Annotated in this window: 17 protein-coding genes; 11 read left to right on the plus strand and 6 right to left on the minus strand. The window is 47.9% G+C overall.

Annotated elements, in window-relative coordinates; all coding sequences use genetic code 11:
* The first annotated feature begins 3 nt into the window (after positions 1-3).
* The 11 genes from M1D70_RS13105 to M1D70_RS13155 all read left to right on the plus strand — a co-directional run bounded on the left by M1D70_RS13105 (position 4) and on the right by M1D70_RS13155 (position 16423).
* Positions 4-627: a TetR/AcrR family transcriptional regulator gene (locus M1D70_RS13105; protein ID WP_456290059.1), complete on the plus strand. Its 624-nt coding sequence runs from the start codon at positions 4-6 to the stop codon at positions 625-627.
* Positions 624-1085: a DUF2269 family protein gene (locus M1D70_RS13110; RefSeq protein WP_009593507.1), complete on the plus strand. Its 462-nt coding sequence runs from the start codon at positions 624-626 to the stop codon at positions 1083-1085. The genes M1D70_RS13105 and M1D70_RS13110 overlap by 4 nt, the downstream gene beginning before the upstream one ends.
* 168 nt (positions 1086-1253) lie before the next feature.
* The gene (locus M1D70_RS13115) at positions 1254-3761 is read left to right on the plus strand and encodes a WG repeat-containing protein (RefSeq protein WP_456290060.1); all 2508 of its coding nucleotides are present in this window, start codon (positions 1254-1256) and stop codon (positions 3759-3761) included.
* 119 nt (positions 3762-3880) lie between these two features.
* Positions 3881-5101: an MFS transporter gene (locus tag M1D70_RS13120; protein WP_456290426.1), complete on the plus strand. Its 1221-nt coding sequence runs from the start codon at positions 3881-3883 to the stop codon at positions 5099-5101.
* Positions 5102-5212: 111 nt separating this feature from the next.
* On the plus strand, positions 5213-6181 hold the full coding sequence (locus tag M1D70_RS13125) for a LacI family DNA-binding transcriptional regulator (RefSeq protein ID WP_456290061.1): 969 nt from the start codon (positions 5213-5215) through the stop codon (positions 6179-6181).
* Between the two features lie 178 nt (positions 6182-6359).
* The gene (locus tag M1D70_RS13130) at positions 6360-7316 is read left to right on the plus strand and encodes an ABC transporter permease (RefSeq protein WP_456290427.1); all 957 of its coding nucleotides are present in this window, start codon (positions 6360-6362) and stop codon (positions 7314-7316) included.
* Positions 7317-7328: 12 nt separating this feature from the next.
* Complete coding sequence (locus M1D70_RS13135) at positions 7329-8225, plus strand: carbohydrate ABC transporter permease (protein WP_036663520.1); 897 nt, start codon at positions 7329-7331, stop codon at positions 8223-8225.
* A gap of 123 nt (positions 8226-8348) precedes the next feature.
* Positions 8349-9962, plus strand: a complete 1614-nt coding sequence (locus M1D70_RS13140; RefSeq protein WP_456290062.1) for an ABC transporter substrate-binding protein — start codon at positions 8349-8351, stop codon at positions 9960-9962.
* A gap of 32 nt (positions 9963-9994) precedes the next feature.
* Positions 9995-12460 carry a PfkB family carbohydrate kinase gene (locus tag M1D70_RS13145; protein WP_456290063.1) on the plus strand — a complete coding sequence of 822 codons (2466 nt, stop codon included), beginning with the start codon at positions 9995-9997 and terminating at the stop codon, positions 12458-12460.
* Positions 12457-14751: a GH32 C-terminal domain-containing protein gene (locus tag M1D70_RS13150; protein ID WP_456290064.1), complete on the plus strand. Its 2295-nt coding sequence runs from the start codon at positions 12457-12459 to the stop codon at positions 14749-14751. Before M1D70_RS13145 ends, M1D70_RS13150 begins: the two co-directional genes overlap by 4 nt.
* Before the next feature lie 247 nt (positions 14752-14998).
* Positions 14999-16423 (plus strand): GH32 C-terminal domain-containing protein, encoded by a 1425-nt coding sequence (locus M1D70_RS13155; protein ID WP_456290065.1) that lies wholly within the window; start codon positions 14999-15001, stop codon positions 16421-16423.
* A gap of 85 nt (positions 16424-16508) precedes the next feature.
* Here M1D70_RS13155 and M1D70_RS13160 read toward each other — a convergent pair whose 3' ends face one another.
* The 6 genes from M1D70_RS13160 to M1D70_RS13185 form a co-directional block, all read right to left on the minus strand.
* The gene (locus M1D70_RS13160) at positions 16509-17501 is read right to left on the minus strand and encodes a LacI family DNA-binding transcriptional regulator (protein WP_456290066.1); all 993 of its coding nucleotides are present in this window, start codon (positions 17499-17501) and stop codon (positions 16509-16511) included.
* A 39-nt stretch (positions 17502-17540) separates the two neighbouring features.
* Positions 17541-18629 carry a glycoside hydrolase family 172 protein gene (locus tag M1D70_RS13165; RefSeq protein WP_456290067.1) on the minus strand — a complete coding sequence of 363 codons (1089 nt, stop codon included), beginning with the start codon at positions 18627-18629 and terminating at the stop codon, positions 17541-17543.
* A 21-nt stretch (positions 18630-18650) separates the two neighbouring features.
* Positions 18651-19484, minus strand: a complete 834-nt coding sequence (locus M1D70_RS13170) for a carbohydrate ABC transporter permease (RefSeq protein WP_456290068.1) — start codon at positions 19482-19484, stop codon at positions 18651-18653.
* A gap of 1 nt (position 19485) precedes the next feature.
* A complete protein-coding gene (locus M1D70_RS13175; protein WP_456290069.1) occupies positions 19486-20361 on the minus strand; it encodes a carbohydrate ABC transporter permease in 876 nt (291 codons plus the stop codon).
* Between the two features lie 84 nt (positions 20362-20445).
* Complete coding sequence (locus tag M1D70_RS13180; RefSeq protein ID WP_456290070.1) at positions 20446-21765, minus strand: ABC transporter substrate-binding protein; 1320 nt, start codon at positions 21763-21765, stop codon at positions 20446-20448.
* Positions 21766-21837: 72 nt separating this feature from the next.
* The gene (locus M1D70_RS13185; protein WP_456290071.1) at positions 21838-23304 is read right to left on the minus strand and encodes a GH32 C-terminal domain-containing protein; all 1467 of its coding nucleotides are present in this window, start codon (positions 23302-23304) and stop codon (positions 21838-21840) included.
* Between the last annotated feature and the right edge of the window lie 118 nt (positions 23305-23422).

Genomic DNA, 23422 nt, shown 5'->3' on the forward strand with positions numbered 1-23422 from the left:
CAGATGAAGCAGGAAGAACGACGAGAGCAGACCAAGCGAATACTGCTAGAAGCCACGGAAGCACTGATACGTGAGCAGGGCGCAAGCCGAACCACGCTCACTGACATCATGAAGCGTTCCGGCTTGTCCAAGGGAGCTATTTTTCATTATGTTTCAAGCAAGGATGAGCTGTTTGTCCTCGTGTTAAGAGCAAGGCTTGCCGAACAGAACGAGCAGTTCATGAACGAGGTGAACAAGCAAGGGGACATTAAACAGTTTGACGGGCCGATGAATGCCATTGCAACCGGCATGTCGAGACTGGAAAGCAGGGACGATGTCAGCAACCTGATCTTGATGTACCTGATCGGCAAAAGCGATCAGCCGGAAATTGCCGACATAGTGGCTGGCTTCTACAGGGAAGCGACGGCCACTTCCAAGGAATGGATTGTTACGGGCCAAGAAGCCGGCGTCATAACGAAATCCATCGATGCGGAACGCACGGCGGAGCTGTTCGAGCTGTTGTCTTTCGGATTGCGGATGCGGGGGCTTATCGGCGTAACAAGCGATGTATTCAGCACGAAGGAATATTCGGATTTCATCATCGATATATTGCGGCCCGGGCATCGGAAGGAGGGGGATGACCGATGACGTTATGGTTATTTCTTCACATTGCCGGATGCGTATTATTTCTGGGCAATATCGTCACGGCGGCATTCTGGAAGGTGCGGGCGGACCTGAAAGGAGATCCTGCAGAGATCCATCACACGGTAAAAAATGTCATGTTAGCCGATGCGGTGTTCACGCTTCCAGGCCTGCTGCTGATCATCGTTTCAGGCATAGTGATGGGCATGCAAGCCGGATATGGAATGAGCGGTATGAGCTGGCTTACGGCTTCCTTGGTTTTGTTCGGCATTACGGGAATTCTGTGGGCTGGCATATTGATTCCACTGCAAAAAGGAATGATTCGGCATAGTCTGCAGTCCGTAAAGGATGGAGGAATTTCAGCAAGTTATAAGCGAGCTTCAACGTATTGGGCGGTAGGCGGGACGATAGCAACACTGCTGCCGTTCGTTATTTTATACCTCATGGTTAGCAAACCGTACTGAACGAAAACGACGATCTGATCGCTACACGGCGATCGGGTCGTTTTTTAGGTAACGGTCCGCGACGAAACATGTCGCGTGAAGCGCCGTCTCCCTCTCGCGCAAGCGCATATTTGACAATCGTCTGCATACGATTAGGCGAGAAAGCTTGCGAATAGGGAGGAAAACTTCATGTCCGTTTATGATCCGCAGCTGGTTCAGATGGTTAAGGCTTATCTGCCGAACGGCGCGGAAATGGTACACATGGGTCATACTGCCAAACATGCTGCCGTTATAACCGCAGATGTCACGGGAGATCAGGTGCCTGAAATCGTTGGAGTCTATCGATTGAATGAAGCATTGTATCTATTTGTGCTGCTTTATCGAAATGGTGGTTACGATGTTGTTGCCAATGTCATGGGACAGGGGTATGGGGTTACTTTACTGACGGCAGCTCCCGTGTTAAACCCTAGCCTGGACCATGTGATCGTAGGCTGGCAGCTTGGCTCTATCTGGTCCAAATTGTCGATCTACGCATGGACTCCGGAGGGATACATGGATATAGCGCCTGCTGACGTAAATTTCAGTTATATCGATATCGTGGATCTGCCCGGTCCGGCGGGCTCGGATGGTCTTGCTGAAATCGCGTTATGGATCCACGATACGGGAGAAGCGTATCGAGTCGAAGTGGTCAGGTGGGACCGAGGAATGTTAGTGCCTGCAACGGATGCTTACCCTTATTATTTTCCTGCCGTCGTTCAGTATTACGAGAGATTGACGCACGAACATCCGGATTACGCTTATTATTGGTACTACTTGGCAGACGCGCAATACCGGGCAGGGATGCAGGAGGCCGCGCTTGTGTCGGTCCGTAAAGCACTTGAGTTCGCAGAGCCTTACCCTTCACGCGAGATTCTGCTTGAGCTTGAGAGCCGGATCAAGGAAATGCTGGCAAGCAGGGGGCAATCGCAGACCCTTGGCCGATTATTTCCGGCATCCGTGAAAACAACGAGCGGAACAAAGTGGGGATACATCGACCGTAGCGGCAGCATGGTCATTCAACCCAAGTATGAGGATGCTCAGGATTTCCAGGACAATGGTCTTGCAGTCGTTGGCGATGACGGCCGTTATGGGCTCATCGACAGGTTCGCCCGTTTCGTCGTGGAGCCCAAGTATCAGTCCATCAGTCCATTCTTGGAACATCGGGCGACCGTGATCGATCGTCAAGGCTTTCAAATGATCAACGAACAAGGGGAAGTGCTGACAAGGCGGAGTTATCCATATATCGCGGGGCTTAGCGAAGGAAGAGCCGTATACTATGTTACCGATTCCGGCAGCGGTGATGGCGCAAACAGCCGATACGGCTACCTCGATGCCGAGGGTCTGGAGGCGATCCCTGCGCAGTATGAGGAAGCGAATGATTTTGCAGGCGGTAAAGCGGTAGTGAAAATTAAAGAAAATCTTTATGCCCTCATCGATCTTCAGGGGCGCCAATTGGCCACCTATCCGTTCGCTTACGTTGGACCGCAAGGTGATGGCATGATAGCCTTCCAGAAGGAAAGCGCCGGGAAGTACGGATATATCGATGAACAGGGGAACGTTGTCATCCCGCCGGCTTACACTTCGGCATTTCCTTTCCATCGCGGCAGAGCTATCGTTAATACATCTGAAGATTACCGATCAATGTATGGCGTCATTAATGTACGGGGGAAATGGGTCATCCAGCCGGAGTATAACGACATCCGGGATTTGAATGAGGACCGGTTTGCGCTCGGGCGCGCGATTGATCCTGCCCAGCCGTATATTGGCTCCATCTATGCCATCGCAGATTGGGACGGAAGGAAGCTGTCCGATTATGTATATCGTGACGTTCTTGAATTCAAGCATGGTTTGGCCTCGGTATATGATGCAATACAGACGTATTTCATCGATCGAACAGGCCAACCGGCGCCGGGATATCCCCGCGTGAACGGCAGCGGTTCATTTACGCTGGAACCAGGCAGCTTGATAAAGGCCATGGTCGATCAGAGGCTGTCGTATCTGGATCGATCGGGCCGCGTCATATGGAAGCAGAATACGGTAATTCCGTTACACCCTCCTTATCAGGTCGTAGAGGAGAAGTATAAACCCAATCCGGATTACTTAGTTTATTATCCTCAGATCGAGGGAATGCGGGATCGGGCTGCCGAGCAAGCGGTTAATAACAAGCTTAAAGACATGTCTCAAGTAAAGTTTATTCCGGCGGACCAGCAGCTGGAATATGCTTATACAGGCGATTTTGACGTCATTTTCTACAAGGAGCAGCTGCTTGTACTCGAGCTGAACGGTTATCATTATCCCTTCGGTGCCGCGCATGGCATGCCGACCCGAACCTTTGCCTTGATTAACCTGGGGAACGGCAGCATGTATTCGCTAAAGGATTTGTTTAAGCCAGGCAGCGATTATGTGCAGGAGCTCAGCCGGATCGTCGGCAAGCAGATCAAGGAAGATCCTCAGTATTCGTACGTGTTCCCGGACAGTTATACGGGAATCGCTCAAGACCAGTCCTTCTATGTGACGGATCATGCGATTCATCTGGTGTTTGCGCCTTACGAGATTGCTCCTTACGCCGCGGGTTTTCCGACATTCACCATTCCGTTTGCACAGATCCAGGATATCATCAATACCGAAGGTGAATTCTGGAAGGCGTTCCATTCCTGACATTTCATTCTGCACGACGTTTTCGAGGACAAAAGCCGTGCCTGGCCTTTCCATAAGACCGAACAAGGTTTAGAATAGATGAGTATTGCCATATTGATAACAACGTTGAAAGGACCTTCATCGTGGTAACATTTTTTCTTCTTATTATTTATCTTGCCTTCATTAGTTTAGGGCTTCCGGATTCGCTGCTTGGTGTCGCCTGGCCGGCCATGCAGCCGGATATTGGAGCGGCCTTTGAATCCGCGGGTTTACTGTCGATGATGGTAACCGGAGGCACGATCGTGTCCAGCCTGTTCAGCGGAAGCGTGATCGAACGCTTCGGGACGGGGATCGTTACGCTGATCAGCTGTTTGCTGACGGCCAGTGCGCTGCTCGGGTTTTCGTTTGCGCCATCGTTGTTCTGGCTCATTCTGCTGGCGATTCCCCTTGGTTTAGGCGCAGGGGCAGTTGATGCAGGGTTGAACAATTACGTGGCAAACCATTATAAGGCCCATCATATGAGCTGGCTGCACTGCTTCTGGGGCGTCGGCGCAACGTTAGGACCGATCATCATGTCCTATTCCATGGGGACCGACAATGCATGGAGAGACGGATATTATACCGTATCGATCCTGCAATTCGTACTGGTCTTCATCCTGCTGCTCACGTTACCGCTATGGAAGATCGTGGCGAGCCGACATCAGCCTCAAGACATGCAGGACGTACATACGGGAACCGACTCCGCGAGCAGAGGGGAAGCCATGGTCCAGAAACGCGGGAATCCGCTGCAGATCAAAGGGGTAAAGGTTACCTTGCTGGTATTTTTGTTCTATTGCGGTGTGGAAATGACGGTCGGTTTATGGGGAGCAAGCTTTTTGGTAGGGGCCAGGGGGCTGCCATTGGAAACAGCGGCAGTCTGGGTGTCCATGTATTACGGGGGCATTACGGTCGGCCGCTTCATAACCGGATTCGTGACGCTGAAGATCAACAATCTCACCCTCATACGGGCCGGGCAGGTGACGGCTATTGCAGGGGCCGTCCTGTTATTGCTGCCGCTGCATCCCTATCTGTCCCTCATCGGTTTGATTGTCATCGGACTCGGCCTTGCGCCCATATTTCCTTGCATGCTGCATGAAACGCCGGCGCGCTTCGGCAGAGCCCAATCGTCCAGAATCATGGGGTATCAAATGGCTGTTGCCTACACAGGCACAACGATACTGCCCCCGCTCTTTGGGATCGTTGCAGCCCAGATATCCATCGGGTTGTTTCCCATCGTCATCCTGTTGTTTGCTCTGATCATGATGCTGAGCTCCGAAAAGGTCAACGGGATCCTCTATAAAAGCGGGAAGAGCACGGTTTGATTCGAACCGGGCTTTTCTTTTGTAAAAAAAGCGTTTCCAAAAAAGTTATTGAAACGTTTCCAATTCGGTGTTATGATGATTTCCATAAAAGAGATTTAAGTGGGGGGTTAAATGTCAAGTATTAAAGATGTAGCCAACTTAGCTGGTGTAGCTGTGGGCACCGTGTCCCGTGTCATTAACAATTCGGGTGCCGTTAAGCCTGCTACACGCAGAAAAGTGGAGATGGCCATACAAGAGTTAAATTATATCCCTAATGAGATTGCCCGAAATTTCAAAATGCGAAAGTCCAAGATGGTAGCCCTGCTGCTACCCAGTATCTGGCATCCTTTTTTCTCGGAATTAGCTTATTACATAGAAGATGAGTTGGATCAAGAAGGTTTTAAGCTCATGCTGTGTAATAGCGGCGGCAAACCTGAGAAGGAATTGTATTATCTTGATATGCTTCAACAAAACAAAGTGGCAGGTATTGTCGGCATTACGTACAACGATATCGAAAACGACGTAAGCAACGACATCCCGATTGTCAGTATAGACAGGCACTTCAACAAGAAAATCACATGCGTAACTTCGGATAATTATGAAGGAGGGCGTCTGGCGTTAAGGGAGCTTGTCAAAGCGGGTGCCCGTAAGCCGGCTTTTATGGGAAGCGTCACATCCGTTTTCAGTGAAACTATGAATCGGAGAGAAGGCTTTATTCATGAAGCTAAAGCAATGGGAGTCGACTATGTTATTTACGAAAAGCCAGACCCCGTTGTAGACGATGAAGCCTATTTTTGCGAGTTTCTAGATAAGTATCGGGATGTGGACGGCATTTTTGCTATTACGGATATGTTCGCTGCCAAGTATATCGAAAGAGCAGGTAGACTGGGCATTCGCGTTCCGGAGGATGTAAAGGTCATCGGATATGACGGGATTCAGGATCATCCGTATTTCCATCCGATATTGTCAACGATCAGACAACCTGTAGAGGAGATGGCGCGTACGACGATCAGGCTGCTCTTCAAAAAGATCGATGGCGAAACATTGGACCGGGAAGTTTATCGTCTTCCGGTCATATTTAGACAAGGTGAAACGACTTGATTGTTACATGGAAGCAAATGCTTTACCCTAGGTTATTCATTAGAAAAACATCAACTGCTACGGAAGAAGCTTTCTTGGTATAATTACTGGTTGACGTTTTTCTTATACTAAGTTGGAAACGTTTCAATTAAATTGGAAACGTTTCAAATACAAATTACATGCTGTGAAGAAAGGGAGTATGACGGTGATTTCACGAGATTCCGGGGGACAACAACCCCTCATTAAAGAAAATCGTAAAACTTGGAGTCGAGTCAAACGCAACTACGAGCTGTATCTGTTCCTGCTGCCGATTATTCTGGTTTATCTCCTGTTCAAGTACTATCCGATGTACGGAGTACAAATTGCATTTAAGGATTTTTCACCGAGCCAGGGCATTTGGGGCAGCGAATGGGTGGGTTTCCAGCATTTTATTGATTTTTTTAATTCTTATAATTTCTGGACCATCATGAAAAATACGCTAACACTCAGTTTCCTATCGCTTGTGTTTAGCTTCCCGGCTCCGATTATTATTGCGATCATGCTGAATCAGATGCTGGGCAAGCGTTACAAGAAATTTATTCAGACCGTCATTTATGCACCGCACTTTATATCTACCGTTGTGCTCGTCGGTATGCTGCATGTTTTTTTATCTCCAAACAGTGGTCTCGTGAACCTCATCATTACCTGGTTCGGCGGGGAACCCATTCTATTCATGGCTGACGAAGGATGGTTCCGTCCATTGTACATTTTGTCAGGCATATGGCAAGAGACTGGTTTCGCTACGATTATTTACCTGGCTGCGCTTGCCGGGGTCAATCCGGAACTGCATGAAGCCGCGATTATGGATGGAGCAAGTAAATGGAAGCGAGTATGGTACGTGGACATTCCCTCGATCTTGCCAACCATTGTCATTCTTCTGATTCTCGCACTCGGGAACGTCATGAGCATCGGTTTCGAGAAAGCATTTCTAATGCAAAGCGATCTTAACTATGCGACTTCGAATATTATACCGACCTATGTATATGAATTGGGGATTCAGAAGGCGCAGTACAGCTTTTCTACGGCAGTCGGACTGTTTAATTCCATCATCAATATCATCCTGATTGTCACCGTCAACCGGGTCGCCAAAAAATTAACGGAAACCAGTCTTTGGTAGGGGGGATTCACTTTGAACCAGTTATTGAAGAGAAAAAGCAGAGGAGACGCATGGTTCGACGCCATCAACTATTTCTTCTTGACCGTAGTCATGCTGATCGTATTATTTCCGCTGTATTTTGTGCTGATTGCTTCATTCAGTGATCCCAATCTCATCTATTCGGGGGAAGTATGGTTATTTCCGAAGGGCTTTACGCTCGATGGCTATGAACGAATATTCAATGACTCCTCCATTTGGATCGGGTATGCCAACTCCCTGCTATACGCGGGTATTGGAACTTTGATCGGAGTAGCGGTTACCGTATTTGCCGCTTACCCGTTAGCCCGTAAGGATCTGGTTGGAAGACCTGTTATCATGTGGTTCTTATTGATCACCATGTTTTTTAGCGGCGGGTTGATTCCTACGTATTTGCTAATCAAGGATCTTCACATGCTTAACACGATCTGGGCACTTGTGATCCCCGGTGCCGGCGGCATCATGAATGTCATTATCGTAAGGACTTTTTTTCAGTCCTCCATCCCGGATGAGATGTGGGAAGCCGCTTCGATCGACGGTTGTTCCAACACCCGATTTTTCTGGAGCATTGTATTGCCTTTATCCAAGTCCATAATAGCCGTCATGGTACTGTATCATGTCGTCGGCTTCTGGAACGGTTTCTTTGATGCTCTGATCTATTTGAACGACGAAAGTAAATATCCGCTGCAACTGGTGCTTCGCAACATTCTCGTCCAGAATCAGGTGAACTCCGGCATGATGGTGGACGTGGAATCCTACGCGGCGAAGATGCGCGTAACGGAGCTGATCAAATACGGCGTCATCATTGTATCCAGTCTGCCGCTGCTGATTCTCTATCCTTTCCTGCAGAAGTACTTTGTCAAAGGCGTTATGATCGGATCGATCAAAGGATGATGAAGACAGATACTTGAAAGGGGGGATGCGCAGCAGAATCGATATATCAGCATCCAGACCACTATAGAGAAAGACAAAGTAATGTATCAATCTTGCGTAATGATCTAAGGGAGGTTATGTACGATGAAATCTGTATTCAAAAGAGCGGGGATTCTTATGTTAGCCGGAGCTTTTGCGCTGAGTGGATGTTCAGGAGACGCCAAGAATCAGTCGGATAATCCTGATCAGGCTGCGAATTTTAACAAAACGGGTCTTCCGATTGTGAATGAACCGGTATCGTTAAAGATGGTATCCCCGAAGGCAGCATTGGCGCCAGAGTATTCGCAAATGGAAATTTTCAAACGATTGGAAGCGGAAACCAACGTTAAGATTGAGTGGGAGAACATTCCGGACACGGACTTTACAGAGAAGAAAAATTTGCTGCTGGCCAGCGGCAACTTACCGGATGCTTTTTACGGAGCCGGATTCTCCGATTACGAGCTGGTTACTTACGGAGAAGATGGTACCATCCTCCCGCTGGAAGATTTAATTGATCAATATGCGCCTAATCTGAAAGCGCTCTTAGATCGCCGTCCTGACATTAAGTCCTCAATCACGGCACCGGATGGGCATATATACGGGCTGCCTTCGTGGGAAGAGAACAATCTTGGAACAAACCCCTTCTTTCACGTCATCAATAAAAATTGGCTCGACAAACTGGGCCTGAAAATGCCGCAAACATTGGATGAATATACAGAAGCTTTAGTTGCCTTTAAAACACAGGATCCAAACGGCAACGGCAAGGCCGACGAAATTCCGTTAAGCTTTATGCACATGCAGTGGTGTATGGATATTGCTGGCATATTCGGAGCTTTCGGACTTCCGGATAACATGGAACATCGGATCGTCCGCGACGGAAAAGTGATCTTTACTGCTACGCAGCCTGAATATAAGGAAGCATTGAAATATTTCCATGAAAAATGGTATAAGCAGGGCTTGATTGATCCTGAATCGTTCACCCAGGACGCCGCTCAGTATCTGGCCAAAGGGAAAACATCAGCCGAAACACTCGGTTCCTATATCTGGTGGGAAGTCGATGAGGTGGTTGGACCGGAGCGAAGCGAGGATTATGCGTTGCTGTCTCCGCTCAAAGGACCGAACGGGGATCAATTGATCGGTCGCGGCAACGGTGGCGGTCCAGGACGCGGCGCTTTCGTGATTACAAAAGAGAACAAGAATCCGGAAATTACGATGCGTTGGATCGATCAGCAGTATGAGCCCTACATGGCTGCTCAAATCCACTGGGGTCCACTGGATATCGTATTCGAGAAGGACGAGAATGGGAAATTGGTAAACCTGCCGCTTCCCGAAGGGACTTCTGCAGGCGAATTCCGTCAAAAAGTCGCTCCAGGCGCTGGAGGACCAGGTGTTATTACCATCGAAGATTTGGGAAAAGTCGTTGATCTGGAGCCTAGAGCCCAGCAGCGCGTTAAAGACTTGGAAAAATATTACGATCCCTATATGGAAAAGGAAAACTATCCGAGTATCTTCTTCGAGCCGGAGGAACTGGACAAAATCAATCGAATTGAGCCCGAATTGATTAAATATGTCAATACCCAGCGAGGAAAATTCATTGTTGATGGCGGCGTCGATGAGCAGTGGGACAGCTATGTGAAGACCCTGGAGAAAATGGGCTTGAACGAATTGATGGAGATTTATCAAAATGGGCTAGATCGTTATAACGCAAATCTAAAATAGATAGATAATCAAACGATAGGTGGGGAGAAACTGTGCTTGATGTAATAGCCATTGGGGAATTATTGATAGACTTTACTCCGGTAGGCCGTTCAGTTGGGGGCAACGAGCAATTAGAATGCAACCCCGGAGGGGCTCCGGCTAACGTAGCAGCTGCGCTGTCCCGTTTAGGTGCCAAAGCTGCATTAATCAGCAAGGTTGGTAAGGATCACTTCGGTTCGTTTCTGCACAATACGTTGCTTAGCTGCGAGGTCGACGTGAGTGCGCTTTCGTTTACGGATGAAGCCAAAACAACGCTGGCATTTGTCCATTTGGATGACAGCGGAGACCGATCGTTCAGCTTCTACCGGCAACCGGGAGCGGATACCTTGTTGCGCTCGGAGGATGTCCCGCTCGACAGGATTGGGAACTGCCAGGTGCTCCACTTTGGTTCATTGTCAATGACCCACGAGCCGGCACGTTCAGCAACAAGAGCGGCAGTCGTTAAGGCCCAGGAGGCCAGAGTTTTGCTTTCATTCGATCCGAACATCCGATTTTCGTTATGGGGGAGCAAGGAGGAAGCGAAGCAAAATATCCTGTGGGGCATGAAGCATGCAGATATCTTGAAAATATCAGAAGAAGAGCTTTGCTTTATCACGGGTATAACCGATGTTGAGAAAGGCTCACTCATGTTACAGCAACAATTCGGCATCGCCTTTATTGTCGTTACGATAGGTGAACAAGGCTGCTATTACCGGGTGGCTGCCCATGAAGGTTATGTCCCAGGTTTCAAAGTGAATACCATCGATACGACCGGGGCCGGCGACGCTTTTCTAGGCTGCTTATTATATCAAATACTGGAATGCAACATTTCTTTGAATAAATTAGAAAAACAGCAAATCATTAGCATGCTGACTTTTGCCAATGCTGGCGGTGCATTAGTGACAACACGGAAAGGGGCTCTTCAGTCAATGCCGACGATAGATGAAATCAATAAGATCATGGAGTCACATAAACAGATGGGCGAGAGATTTAGACCGGGAATTCATTTTTCGCCTCCATCCCATTGGATGAACGATCCGAACGGATTATTCTATTACGAGGGAGAATATCATCTGTTTTATCAACACCATCCCTTTAGCAATAAATGGGGGCCGATGCACTGGGGCCATGCGGTAAGCCAGGATCTGATTCATTGGCTGCATGAGCCGATCGCTCTGTTCCCGGACGAGCATGGAGCCATTTTTTCCGGCTGCTGTGTAGTTGACTTTAATAACAGCAGCGGATTTTTTGCGGGCGCCCATGGATTGGTTGCGATTTTTACCCATGCGGACACAAGTCCAGAGACCGGGCAGCCACGCCAGCGGCAAAGCTTAGCTTACAGCAGCGATAAAGGCAGAACGTGGCACAAATATGAGGGGAATCCGGTTCTTGCTGAGCCTGGTCTGGTAGACTTCAGGGACCCGAAAGTGTTCTGGCATGCACAAAGTGAGCGGTGGATTATGACCATTGTCGCGGGAGACCATGTCCGGTTTTATGGGTCAAAAAACTTGCGTGATTGGTCGTTTACCGGGGAATTCGGCCGTGAGGAAGGCTCGCATGACGGTGTGTGGGAATGCCCGGATCTCTTTGAATTGCCGATCGATGACAGCGGGCGTTCCAAATGGGTGCTTATCATCAGCATTGGAGATAACCCCTCCTGTCCGGAAGGATCACGCACGCAATATTTTATCGGAGAGTTTGACGGAAATACCTTCATCAACGATAATTCGCCTGATCATATCATGTGGCTGGATCATGGTCGGGACAACTATGCAGGTGTTACCTGGTCGGATCTACCTGAGCAAGACGGACGACGCGTGATCATCGGATGGATGAGCAATTGGAAATATGCGAACGAGACGCCTACCGGCGCCTGGAGAGGCGCAATGACGCTGCCACGCGTTTTGTCATTGACCCATCGGGATGAGGGCATCGTACTAACCCAAATGCCTGTCGGGGAAATCGAGCAGCTTCGAAAAGAATCGTGGGACTGGAATATGCTCACGGTAGCCCCTGAGTTCCCGTATGTGCTGAAGATGAAGGATGACTTGCTGGAGATTGAAGCGGACATCGATATTCGATCCGCCGGCGAGGTTTATATCAAAATGCAATCGTCCGGGCAAAGTGAGACTTCAATCGGATATGATCCTGTACGCCAATGGCTATTCATCGACCGTTCCAAATCAGGCATGACGGATTTTCACGCGTCGTTTGCGTGTAAGCATGGCGCCAGATTGGTTCCGGATAACGGGAAAATCAGGCTGCGTATCTGGCTGGATCGCAATGCGGTTGAAGTGTATGCGAATGAAGGGCTGGTTGCTCTCACGGATCAAATTTTCCCGGATTCCCCGATTAATGAGCTTTCCATAAGTACGGAATCAGGGCAGGTTGTGCTGAACTCGCTCCATGTCCATGCACTTCAGTCTATTCATGCTTCCAATAACAACATAGGACAGACATCAGGGAGGGATGAAGCGTGAGCCAAACATCCGACAATCAGGGGCTGATGATGTATTGGCCATTCGATGAAGGAACCGGAGCCAATGCTGTGGAGAGCATATCTCAAGTACGTGATGATATTCAGTACGTATTTAATCAAGCCGAGTTTACGCAATCCTGCGATCCGCAGTGGAAACCGGGAGTCATGGGAAACGGGCTGCTGTTCGACGGGTACTCGACATACATTTCCCATCGGTTTAAAGAGGGAAATGTGAACCGAAAGACAGAATATCGATCAGCACTGAGTATCGGAGTATGGGTGGCTCCCCGTTCCTATGAATGGGGATTTGAAGGTAAGCTGTCAGCCATCGTGAACCGCTACTACATGGATCGCCAGCAGGGTTATCTACTGGGCATGTTTCGTCATGGCTCCTGGTCCTTCCAAGTCGGGCTGGAAGGAGGAGACTGGAAGGAACTTTGGTCGCCGGACGGTCTTGAACTGCCAAAAAACAATTGGTCTTATATCAATGCTGTGTTCGATGGGCATCAAGGGGAAATGAAATTGTACTTAAACGGCAGCGAAATCGCTTCGGCTGAGCTGCCTAGAAATTCCCGTTTGGCCGAAGCGGTCGACACGGAACTACTCATTGGCAAAAATAATCACAGCAGCCAATGGGCTGGCGAATTTAGCCTTCACATGTTTAGCGGTATCATGGATGAACTCAAAATTTATAATCGCGCTTTGAGCGCGGAGGAGATTGCCTCATCTTATCGGCAAGTGTTGAATGTTGCCTGCGGAGGAGTCCATCCGCAATTAGCGTATGATGAGATCAAATTGGATCGGACACCTTTGCTTTTGGATCGACACAGACCGCAGTATCATGCCAGCCCGCCGGCGCATTGGATGAACGAGCCCCACGCGCCGATCTATTTTGATGGTCAATACCACCTATTCTATCAGCATAACCCTCTTGGGCCATTTTTTTATCACATTCATTGGGGACATTGGGTAAGCGAGGACCTGGTGCATTGGCGTGATCTTCCTGTGGCATTAGCCCCTGAAAAGGATTCGCTCGCACCGGATGGGATCTGGTCGGGAAGCGCGACCTACGATGCAGACGGCCTGCCTGTCTTGTTCTTTACAGCAGGCAATGACGGTGCTTCGCCTAATCAGAGCGTGGCGCTTGCACGAAGTACCTATACCCGGGATGGAGACCCGGATCTGGTTCATTGGGTCAAGCATCCGGTACCGTTGATTGTACAGAAGAAGGGCATGGGCGCATTCGGGGATTTCCGGGATCCGTTCGTGTGGAAGGACGATGACGGGTGGTTTGCTTTGGTCGGGTCCGGGATCGAAGGCGAAGGTGGGGCAGCGCTGGCTTTTGAATCTCAGGATATGCTGAGTTGGACTTACAAAGGAGCATTGTTTAAAGCGGATATTCAGAAGTTTCCTTATCTTGGACCCATATGGGAGCTTCCCGTGCTTCTTCCCCTTGGCAGCGATAAGCAGGGTGTGGACAAGCATCTTTTACTGGTCAGCCCTGTGGGACAGGGAGCGGATGTCGAGGTATTCTATTGGATCGGGCAGCTTGACAAGCAAAATCTATCATTTATTCCGGATCAAGAGGAACCGCAATTGATTGACGTTGGTGATTTTCATTTTACCGGCCCGAGCGGAATGGTTGATCCGAAGACCGGCAGAAGGATCATATTTACGATAGCCCAAGGCGACCGGACGCTCGAACTGGAATATCAATCGGGTTGGGCTCACAACGCCGGTTTGCCACTCAGCGTGTGTTTGAGGGAGGATGGACGGTTAGGGATTGAGCCGATTCAGGAGCTTCAATCGCTTCGGGGCTCCAGAAGGCTATCTCTCCAGGACAAATCATTGGCTGAGGCTAATGAACGGCTTCAGGATGTTCAAGGCGACATGCTTGAAATTCAATTGGAAATGGAACCTGGCAGCGCCAAACGATTCGGTATCAAGATCCGTCGTACACCGGATGGAGAAGAAGAGACCCTGCTGTTTTATAATATGAACCAATCCACGTTCTCTGTCGACCGAACAAAAACCACACTTCACCCGGGAGAAAAGTGCGGAGGGATTCAAGGCGGTAATCTGGAGCTCTTAGGGGAGAATTTAAAGCTTCACATTTATTTGGACCGTTCCATGGTCGAAGCCTATGCCAACGGATTGAAAAGCCTGACGACCCGGGTGTATCCGAGCCGTAAGGATGCTTTGGGACTTGAAATTTGGGGAGACGGCAGTCTGACAGTCAAATCGATGGAAGTATGGGATATGAAGCCCATCTGGGAAGAGAGTAGAATTTGATATGAATCCAACGGAACAGCAATTTTATTCCTATCAAGACCTCGTGAAGCGATTATATGATCTTGAATCGCTTGCTGCTCTTTTGAGGGGTTTATTGAGAAATACAAAGTGGATCATTGGGGGCTAAATAACCAATGTTTGTATGCCGCCACCGTCTACTGGTACCAGGAGCGGGCACAAGCGATGCGTACATGCCCGTTTCCTTGGATGAACGATTAAGCCACTTAAACCTTTAGGAGGGATGAAGATGAAAGAATTTTTCTATCGACCGGAGAACGCCTGGGTAGGGGATGTTATTCCCTATTATGAAGACGGAGAGTTTAAGCTGTTCTACCTGCACGGTTGGCGGGATAATTATCGGGAGGGCCTTGATCACGGCTGGTATCTTGTTGGAACGAAGGATTTCGTCAACTATCGGGAAGAAGGAGCTTGCAAGATTGAAGGCGGTACTGGTCACATTCTGAAAGTGGACGGCATCTACCATATGTTCTATTGTATATTCCCTGAAGGCAAGCAGTTGGTTTGCCATGCAATCAGCAGCGATTTCAAGACTTGGGAGGCGATCCCCGAGGATACCTTTGCCGCTGATGACCGCATCTATGAACTTTCTGATTGGCGCGACCCCTTCGTATTTTGGAATGAGGAGGAAGATCAATACTGGATGTTACTCGCAGCGATGGCAAAAGGACCAACCAATCGAAAAGGATGCACGGCGCTGCTGTCTTCCAAGGATCTTAAAACTTGGGAATATCGCGAGCCTATGTACGCGCCAAATCTGCACGTGGGAGCACATGAATGCCCCGATTTGTTTCGGATCGGGGATTGGTGGTATTTGGTCTACTCCTCTTATACCGGACGATTTGCGACTTTTTACCGAATGAGTCGTAGTCTGAATGGCCCTTGGATTACCCCGAAGGAAGATACGTTCGACGGGCGGGCTTTCTATGCGGCTAAATCCGTAACTGACGGACAGAAACGCTACTTGTTTGGTTGGAATCCAACGAAAAATGACGACTTATTTGGCTGGAATCCACCGAAGTCCCTTGGCAAGGATTACGACACTTGGGACTGGGGCGGGAATTTGGTTGTGCATGAAATCATTCAGCGTCCGGATGGTACCCTTAGTGTCAAAGTGCCTGGAACAGTCGATGCTGCATTTAAGGAACCGGTGCCCGTGCGTTTTAACCGCGTTGAGGGAGCGTGGATCGATTCAGATCGCTCGCTCTCCTGCGAGACGCCGTATGGGTTTGCTGGCTGCACGACCCGGGCGGATCTCCCAGATCAATGCAAAATATCCGCGAGTGTTTCATTCTCCGAACAAACGCAAGGCGTTGGGTTCATGCTCCGAACCGAGGACACCTTGGATGCGGCCTATTATGTCGCGCTGGAACCGCAGCGAAACCGCCTTACCTTCCGGGGGGCGATTATGCAGTCGGAAGAGGGAGGGAAGACGTTCCCGTATGAGGTAGAGCTGGAGCGTCCGATAGAGCTTATTCCCGATCGTCCTTACGAAATCAAAGTCTTCATGGACGGATCGATTTGTGAAATTTACGTGGATGAGAACATAGCGATGAGTTCCAGAATGTATGATATCGCGCGAGGAAAGCTTGGCTTGTTTGTCAGTCAGGGCAGTGCTCAATTCAGCGATGTTAAAATCGAGACCCGAGGATAATATAGAAAAAGTCGAGCAGGTGACCTTATCTTTCCCTGCTCGACTTTTTGAATTAAAATTGTCGGATTGCATTCCTAGAAAACAACTAGCTGGTTCGCCGAACCATTAGTTCTGTCGGAAATACTTCTTCGACAGGTTCGATGCGCTGACCGTCAGACTCGATCGATTTGATCATCAGTTTGGCAGCGGCTTCAGCCAATTCGTTGATAGGATGCCGTATGGTCGATAAGCTTAGCAGTTCGGAGACGGTTGGCATATCGTCGACGCCCAATACGGCGAGCTTATCCGGAATGGAAATGTTCAAATCTTTGCACGCTTTTAAGGCTCCGATGGCGGATATGTCATTTAAGCAAAACAACGCTTGCGGCAGCTGGCTGTTTTGGACCAAGTTAACTACGGTATCGTATCCGAAAGCTTCCGTCATATCCCCTGTAATCACCGTCGTTAGTTTGCCGTTCTGCCGCAAAGCCTCGCTGGCTCCGTTCAGCCGATCATCGAATCCGGGAACTTGACCATGCGGATAAGTCAATATGACCAATTTCTGATAGCCGCGGGATAATAAATGGTTCACGCCGGTTTGACCGCTTAGGTAGTCGTCGACGCGGAGCATGTGCGCACCGTAAGATAAATTGTGGCGTCCGATTGTAATGACCGGTACGTTAAGGTTCATTAACCTGGGCATGAATTTTTCCGTATCCATGGTCGCTTTGACGATGATTCCATCGACCATCTGGATATTCATGAAGATTTCTTCAAAGTCCAGCAAAATAATCTTATATCCCAACGCTTTTAATTGATGTTTGATGACTTGGGCAAAATGCAGGAAATATAAGTCTTCAAAATAACCGTCGTCCGTACTGTCTGATAAAACGAGTCCAATTGTGTGCATTCTGCCCGTGATGAGACTTTTGGCAACAGGGTTCACTTGGTAACCTAGCTTGGTTATCGAAAGACTGATTTTTTCTTTTGTCTCCGAGCCCATTTTCTGAAAGTTTCCGTTCAGGAAATGGGAAACCGTTGCGGGAGAAACTCCTGCATCTTTTGCGACTTGAACTAAAGTAACCCTTTTATTAGCCATTTCTATACCTCTACTTATATGATTGCGATTTTATTGTGGTTAGCGCGGGCGTCTTTCCAGAACACCTGGTAGTGTAGGAAACGCTTGATGCGGTTCGGTCTGATACCAATAGCAAACGGAGCTCACATCGTCACTTCTTTCAAATAAGGCCTTTCCGTCATGTCCGATCTGTTGGACGGTGACACGTAAATCCTCTTCAAACAAAATGGGGTCAAGAATATGCCAGCGATAGAAGCCGCGCATCGGGCAAGCAGCTCCATCGTAAATATGCGATCTCGTATTATCTGTTACTTGGAAGTGCGGGAAACCCATAAAGGGAGTGGAGTAGGTTTGTTCATGCACCGGGTTACCGTTATCGTATTTCACGAAGCCCCATGCACCACCGAAGTAATCCTCCGCACCAGTCCCGCAGATGGTAGGCCATTCTTGGTCGCCGTCGAGATAAAATTTCACTTCCCCTTCACCATACCAGTAACGCGATAAGGAAGTCCAGGCCATGTAAGTGCCGATATATTTCCCTCTTCCTTTTATTCCATCAATAATTGTATAATCCTGCCCAAGCTGGGTTGGATTTTCTCTGCGAAATTGGGCATGGAAATATTCCGTATCCTCCGGGAGTTCGTCGACAAGCATATAATCAAACTGGTAGAAAAACGCCTCGATCTCTTGGGGATGTTCATTCGTTATAGTTACTCTGGCTGCTTTTTTGAAAGGCATCGCAAAGTAACTGTTCATGCCACCAACCGGATTCACGACAATCGGCAAAGAATTGACGATTGCTCTGGCGCCGAAGCCGTTGCAAAAGAAATCGCCCAGCGGAGCTTCCACAGAGGGGGATTTTTCATCGTCCCAATACATCCGCAATACCAAGTCACGCAATACGAACCAACCGGTCTCGGTTTGGTCTGTCACGGTCATCCAGATGTGCTGAATGATGCCAGTGCCTTCAATATCGACGAGTGTGGCGGTTTCGCCTTGGGCTAACGAGATAAAAGCTTTACCTTTGCGAGCAACCCCAAGCGGGCCGGCTGCTTTGCCTCCTTCACCTTTTAAGCCATGCGGATTCTCCGCCGTAATCGCTCTGCTTTTTCCTTTCATTCTACCAAAAAGTTGATTCATCGATTGCATGGTTTATCTCTCCTTTATTCCTTATCCTTTAACAGCACCGTCGGAAACGCCAGCCATCACATATTTATTCAGTAACAAGTAGGTGACGATGATCGGGATGATACTGATGCAGATGGCCGCAAACGTCTGTCCCCAATCGGTTGCTCCGAAAGCACCGATGAACTCTTGAAGACCGACCGCGATGGTTTTATATTGTTTGTCGTTCGTAAACGTGTTTGAAAAAATAAAATCGTTCCAAATGAAAATGAAATTGATGGAAGCAACAGTGATTGTGGTGTTGATGGTCAGTGGAGAAATGATTTTGAAAAAGACCTGATAAATATTACATCCGTCGATGACGGCAGCTTCGATCAATTCATTGGGTACATATCGGTAAAAGCTGGTGAAGATCAATATCGATAGAGGCAGGGCAAATCCGACTTGGGGAAGGATCAGCGCCAGATATGAGTTCAGCAGCCCAGATTCTTTGTACATAATAAAAAGCGGGATTAAGGTAACCTGAATCGGAATCATGATTCCGATCGTAAAGAATAGCAGCAACTTTGAATTCAGCCTTGACTGCATTTTGACGAGAGCAAAGCCAGCTGTAGAACTTAAGAAGACGATAAGTAGCAGGCAACTGAACGTAACGATGGCCGTGTTTTTGATGTAGAGCAGCAGGCTGCTATCTCGAAATACAGCGGCATAGTTGTCGAATGACCATAACGTCGGAAGCGAAAATGGTTTTGTCGTTAGCTCGATGCTCGATTTGAAGCTGGACAACATCAGCCAGATAACCGGGTAGATTTGGACAACCAGGATTGCGATTACGATAAAGTACAATAGGAAGGATAAAGCTTTTTTTCTGGATAGCATGTTAAGCTTCTCCTTTCCTGGAATTGAATATAGCTCGGATAATGAGTACCGCCAGTAGGCTTTCGATGACGATAAATACGGCGATTGCACTTCCGTAGCCATATTGAATACTAGTGAACGCTTTTTTGTACATATAAGTTGTAACCAACTCAGTTGTTGACCCTTGTACGCCAATGATATAAGGGATATCGAAACCTCTTAGCGCCCCGGTGGTGCACATGATGAGGGCCAAACTGAGCACATGCTTTATACTCGGTAATTTGATATGACGGATCAACTGCCATCCGTTTACGCCGTCGATTTTTGCGGCTTCCTCTACTTCTTTAGGGATCGCGATCAGGGCCGCGTAGAAAATGACCATGTACATCCCGGTAAAACGCCATCCTTCGGGAATGGAGACTGCGATCAATGCGGTGTGCGGATCCGATAACCACGCGCTTTGCAAATGTCCTAATCCGATCCCTTCTAGAAACATGTTGAGTAGGCCTAGTGGCTGTAGTGAATAAAAGTTACGAAACATCTGAGCGATGGCAACCGTGACCACAACTGCTGGCAAGTAATACAAAGTTCTAAATAGGCTGGCTCCTTTTTTGACGTACGAGAGTAATAGAGCAAAAAACAGCCCGATAAATACCTGCATGAGTACGACGATCACAACATACACCAAGTTATTTTTAACGGCATTCCAGAAATAGGGGTCTTGGAACATTTTAATATAGTTGCCTAATCCGATATAACTCGCGTCCTTGATTCCGTTCCAATCCTGAAAACCATAATTCAGTGATTGAATGATCGGAACAAATACAGTTACTAAATAAAACAGTAAAGCAGGCGTGATGAAAATTAACCATGCCTTCTTGTCCTTGAGCACATTCATGTGAATCTCCCCATTAGTTTTTATTGAGAGGTCCACCCGAGACAACGTTGGCCCGGGTGGATGACAGTATGTTTCGAGCAACGATTAGTTGCCAGCGTTTTGGGCAATGGCGTCGTCAATCTGTTTGGAAAAGTCTTCCGGCGTAATTGTCCCCATTGCCAGCTTGATGATCAAGTCACTCATGACAGAGTTGGTATCGGCATCCAACAAGGTATCCCATGGTTTGGCGAACTCTGAACCGTAATTATCCATATCCTTTTTGATTCGTAGGAATAGTTCGGAGTACTTGGACTCATCTTCAATCGTGAATTTAAGCGGAGACATCTGCTGCTTGGCTACGTAGACATCGCTATAGTTGTTTAAGACGTAACTAAGGAAGTCCTTGGTTGTTTCGTCGAAATTGCTGGTCGTGGCGGCCAGTCCGATCCCGCTGTTTCCGAAAAATTCGTTATTCAGTGTTTTGGCATTGTTGATGGTCGGTAGATAGAAATAATCCACTTGGCCCTTGAGTTGCTCCGGTAAATTTTCGTCTACGAAGGCTGGTATTTCCCAAGTGCCCATACGATACATGGCGGCTTCGCCGTTAAGGAACATATTCTTGGCTGTCGTATAATCTGTCGAGGCGAACCCTTTCTGGAAGTATTGCCCGATCTCGGATACGAAATTCGCGGTTTGCATGCCGACGTCGTCGGCCATTTTGGCTTTACCTTGACTCAGATTTCGTGCAAATTCATTTCCTGTGGTACGGAAAGGGATCATAGCTGCGTAACGCAGTACAGGCCAGACGTCAACACCATCTACCGCAATCGGAGTAATGCCCTTGTCCTTCAGCGCCTTGCTGATGGTTAGCATGTCATCGATCGTTTTCGGAACCGTTAGATTATTTTCCTCAAATATTTTCTTGTTGTACCAAGTCATTTCCAGATGGTACTCCAAAGGGAGAAGGTACAGGCTACCATCGGGCAGCTCCTGGTATTTCAGTGCTGGTTCGTAGAACTGATCATACAAACCTTGCTCTTCCAGGAATTGCTTCATGTCAACGAGCATTCCGGCATCCGCCAGTTCCTGGGCGTACGGATCGGCGTCCGTGTCGATAAAATCAGGAAGTTCTCCAGAAGCAACTAGCGTTCTTAATTTGGTTAGGTAGGAAGGTCTGTCAGCGGTCACTTGAATATCCAGTTTGAATCCGGGATGATCCTCCGAATAGCGATCCGCCAGTTCTCGAACCGTTTGTATGATTGCTCCGTTTTCCGGCCGGGCCGTTAACCATGTAATCGTTTTATCCCCGTTAGTTCCAGCACTATTGTTTTCCGAGCCGCCGCAACCTGCGAGAGCGGTTGCAACTAATGAAAAGATTGCGATAAGCGAGAGAACCGTTGTTATTTTTCTCTTTTTTGTCGTCATGTGAATACCCCTTCATTTTTTATTTTTTCAATTAAAGTCTCTATTAAGGAGACTTTAATTGAATGAAACAGGTTAACGCAGTGATGCTGTCTTGAGCTTGACCTTACTAACTTTAACGGAGCCCTCGTTAGCAAAAAAACCGAGGTGGCCAGTTTTGAAGTTATAGACACGCGTGGTCATCGCGATCTTGTCGTTTACATACAGACATAAGATATCATCTTCCAAAATCACTTTTACCGTGATCATGTTCTGTTCAGAGAAAGAGAACGGTCTTTCCAGTTCGATCATCTGAGGTTTGTCACCAGCGATTTGCCATTGAAAGAATCCGGGTTCGGTTCTTGGCCACATATCAAAAGCGATACGGTTGTGAAATGGATCGAATTTAATGAAATAACCCTTATCAAGATCTTTGTCGGTTCGCAGCGCAATCCCGAAGTCTTTTGTATCTTTCCAATCCGTAAACGCTGCTTCGACTAGAACCTGGGAAGGCACTTCATTAAATACACGGTAAGCCAATCCATCGGGAGACTCCAGTTCGAATCCGCTTTCATCGTTGTGGCGGCAATTTTTCTCTGATTCTGGAATGACGTCTGCTTCAGTATTAAAATGCTCATAAACCGATTGAGGCATCCGAACAAGTAGATCGCCGTCATTATTTTGATAAATCTCATGCACGACAAGTGTTCCAGCCCATTCCCAATCCCCAAAATCACTTGCTCCCTGCTTGGAAGGAACCCATCCGAAAGCATATCTTTGCTGGCCATCCGTGGCCGTCTTCGCGGCGTAAAAGCCTCTGCCGTCAAAGGTGTCAAGAATCGGTGAAGAGTATACGCCCTCGATAGTTTTGCTTTTTTTGTAATGTGTCACAAACTTTTCGCTAAACGTCGAGTAGACCAAGTAGTGCCAGTCTCCCATTTTGAAATAATCCGGGCATTCCATGGTGATGTATTTGTCCGGACTGTAAAATGGCTCCCGATAACGCCAGTTTTCAAGATCATCGGATGTAAGAAGGGCTACGCAGCCGCCTCTTCTTTCAGAGGAATTCATTTGTCTTGAGGTGACGAGCATCCAGTACTCTTGCCGTTCTTCATTGAAAAAAACAAACGGATCACGCCAATCGAATTGCTCATAGATGATTCCATCGCCATAAAGCTTAAAATCTTCATCTTTCGTCCAATGGATTCCATCGGTACCGGTAGCCTTCAACACAACCTGTAAGGGCTTTCCGTCAACGCAAAATTCAGGGTTGGGATTATGACCGGTGTAGAAAAGGTGGTAGTTACCGTTTCGATCCTTGATCACTGAACCGGTATATGCGTTACGGTCCGGCTCGGTTTCTCTACCGTTTGGCAAAACTACGCCATAATTTTCAAAATCCAAGCCGTTTTTGGTGGTGATCAGGTTCCATGTCGTATGATTCCCATAATCTCCACCAACTCTTTGATCATGGAGATAGTAGAGCTTGTACTCTCCATGATCATAGAAAGGGATCACATCTCCAACCCATCCGTCTTTCGGTTTGTAAAATACTTTTTTCATCTCGTCATCTCCATTTAGTAAAACGTTTTACAAACATATATTAACACGGATTTTATTGTTGTCAACGTTTACAAAACCTTTGTTTAATTATGATCATATAAAAATATTACCAATTATT

Source organism: Paenibacillus sp. AK002, from assembly GCF_053903045.1.

Bases quoted from the DNA above. Each gene is read 5' to 3' on its own strand.
- M1D70_RS13105 (WP_456290059.1), top strand. From the start codon at position 4: ATGAAGCAGGAAGAACGACGAGAGCAGACCAAGCGAATACTGCTAGAA.
- M1D70_RS13110 (WP_009593507.1), top strand. From the start codon at position 624: ATGACGTTATGGTTATTTCTTCACATTGCCGGATGCGTATTATTTCTG.
- M1D70_RS13115 (WP_456290060.1), top strand. From the start codon at position 1,254: ATGTCCGTTTATGATCCGCAGCTGGTTCAGATGGTTAAGGCTTATCTG.
- M1D70_RS13125 (WP_456290061.1), top strand. From the start codon at position 5,213: ATGTCAAGTATTAAAGATGTAGCCAACTTAGCTGGTGTAGCTGTGGGC.
- M1D70_RS13130 (WP_456290427.1), top strand. From the start codon at position 6,360: ATGACGGTGATTTCACGAGATTCCGGGGGACAACAACCCCTCATTAAA.
- M1D70_RS13140 (WP_456290062.1), top strand. From the start codon at position 8,349: ATGAAATCTGTATTCAAAAGAGCGGGGATTCTTATGTTAGCCGGAGCT.
- M1D70_RS13155 (WP_456290065.1), top strand. From the start codon at position 14,999: ATGAAAGAATTTTTCTATCGACCGGAGAACGCCTGGGTAGGGGATGTT.
- M1D70_RS13160 (WP_456290066.1), bottom strand. From the start codon at position 17,501: ATGGCTAATAAAAGGGTTACTTTAGTTCAAGTCGCAAAAGATGCAGGA.
- M1D70_RS13165 (WP_456290067.1), bottom strand. From the start codon at position 18,629: ATGCAATCGATGAATCAACTTTTTGGTAGAATGAAAGGAAAAAGCAGA.
- M1D70_RS13170 (WP_456290068.1), bottom strand. From the start codon at position 19,484: ATGCTATCCAGAAAAAAAGCTTTATCCTTCCTATTGTACTTTATCGTA.
- M1D70_RS13175 (WP_456290069.1), bottom strand. From the start codon at position 20,361: ATGAATGTGCTCAAGGACAAGAAGGCATGGTTAATTTTCATCACGCCT.
- M1D70_RS13180 (WP_456290070.1), bottom strand. From the start codon at position 21,765: ATGACGACAAAAAAGAGAAAAATAACAACGGTTCTCTCGCTTATCGCA.
- M1D70_RS13185 (WP_456290071.1), bottom strand. From the start codon at position 23,304: ATGAAAAAAGTATTTTACAAACCGAAAGACGGATGGGTTGGAGATGTG.